Consider the following 1892-nt stretch of genomic DNA (forward strand, 5'->3'; position numbering starts at 1 on the left):
AATCGAGTAGGAGGAGGCCTCGCAGCCTCCGTCCTCTCACACCACCGTACAAGCGTGGGTCGCATACGGCGGTTCCGAATATACTTTCAGTGACTCGTACCCATCTCTTAGTGAGTACAGCCCCAACCCCTCGAACCATTTTATTGGCATGGCGTGATTAACCTGTGGCGTTGAAGATAGATGCCACCAACCCTTATCTGACATCGCTAGCTTCCACGCATTACGCTCCGTTACACCTTGTCGCTGTAACCATATCGCTATGCTGTGTCTGCGTTTGCGCTGCTTTAGTCGGTAGCACCTTAATCTACGCCGTATCCATTCGTCTAAGCGCTGCATTGCACTTTTACTAACAGTAAGCTTGAAGTAGTGTTGCCATCCTCTTAGATATTGAGTTAACTCCGTGATTATCACCTGTAACTCTCGTCCTCGATTTCGCTTCGTTATCTGACGTACTCGCTTCTTCATTTGAGCTTGTGCCGTCTTCGATATCCCGATTCTTCCGTCTATCTGGAAGCGGTGGCTTAGGTAAGTTCGCTTTGTCACTCTCGTTGCTGCACTTTTCTTACGGTTTACCGTCAGCTTTAGTTTCTGCTCCAAGAACTCCGTTATCGACTCTCTGACTCGATGAGCGGCTTCCTCACTACGCACGTAGATTTGACAGTCATCTGCATATCGACAGAACTTATGCCCTCTACGCTCTAGCTCTTTATCCAGTTCATCTAATACAATATTTGATAGTAGCGGAGATAATGGCCCACCCTGGGGTGTGCCTCGTTGTCTCTGCTCAACTAGTCCATGTCGCATTATGCCTACCTGTAGGTATGACCTAATTAGCTTTAACACGCGTTTATCAGCAATATCTTGTGACAGCCTGTGCATTAGCCTATCGTGATTCACTGTATCGAAGTATTTTGCTAGGTCGATATCTACTACATAACCTCGACCCTCTCGGATGTAGCGACTGGCGGCCGACAATGCATGGTGCGCACTGCGGTTGGGTCTAAACCCGTAACTACTGTCGGAGAACTTCGGCTCATAGATACATGACAGCACTGATGTGATTGCCTGTTGGACTACCCTATCAAGGACTGTTGGGATACCTAATTGCCTTACGCCACCACTAGCTTTGGGGATTTCTACACCAAGAACAGGTTGAGGTTGATAGCTTCCATCCAGAAGACTCTGGCGAAGCTCTTGCCCGTTTGATGCCTGTCGAAGTCTTGAGATAGTGGCGTTGATGTCGAGCTTGTCGACTCCTGCACACCCTTTGTTCTTCTTCACGCGTCTAAGAGCTTGATTCAAATTGGTTGAGGAGCAGATTTGCTCCATCAACGAAGTTGAGGTCACCAAGACTCGCCCTCCTGTCTACGCCGACCATGCTTGTCATTCTTCGTATCCATGAGCTTTACTTGCGGTATTGCCCTTTGGGACGTAGAGATGAGTTTCATCTTGCTATGACTCCACATGATTGAGTGTCTAGTGACTGCTTCTTGATATATTCAGTTCAGGCCTTCCTTTGAGTTGTACATTCTCAAAGTACTATGCCTTCTGCTGACTTCTTATTGCTCATCACACAACATCACTGCTGTATTAGTCTCTATTGAGACAAACCATAAGATCTCCCGAGGTAAGACGTTGTTCTTTCCCTTGGCTGTGCCTGATTTACCACTACACACTTCCCGTCGAGGCATTGGGCTATTCTATCTATGGCTAGGTTGCCCAAGTTGTAATGGCCTACTATCAGATTTCTGTTCGTCACAACCAAGTTTTGCCATTTGCTTCCTTCAGATTTCACCTCACGGTGAACACCCTTGCATAGGCTAACGGTTCTCGCTCGACTGAGCCCGTAGAGGACTTTCACCTCCTAGATCAACGCCATGCTCGGCGCACCA

The 1892-nt window shown here is 47.8% G+C and carries 1 protein-coding gene; it reads right to left on the minus strand.

Annotated elements, in window-relative coordinates; translation table 11 throughout:
• Positions 1-36 precede the first annotated feature (36 nt).
• On the minus strand, positions 37-1329 hold the full coding sequence (gene ltrA, locus AB4209_RS14440) for a group II intron reverse transcriptase/maturase (RefSeq protein ID WP_372056281.1): 1293 nt from the start codon (positions 1327-1329) through the stop codon (positions 37-39).
• Positions 1330-1892 lie beyond the last annotated feature (563 nt).

Source organism: Vibrio sp. 10N.286.48.C11 (genome assembly GCF_041469805.1).
GTDB lineage: Bacteria > Pseudomonadota > Gammaproteobacteria > Enterobacterales > Vibrionaceae > Vibrio > Vibrio crassostreae_C.

Coding starts and splice junctions, on each gene's coding strand:
- ltrA (WP_372056281.1), bottom strand. CDS start 1,329: ATGGAGCAAATCTGCTCCTCAACCAATTTGAATCAAGCTCTTAGACGC.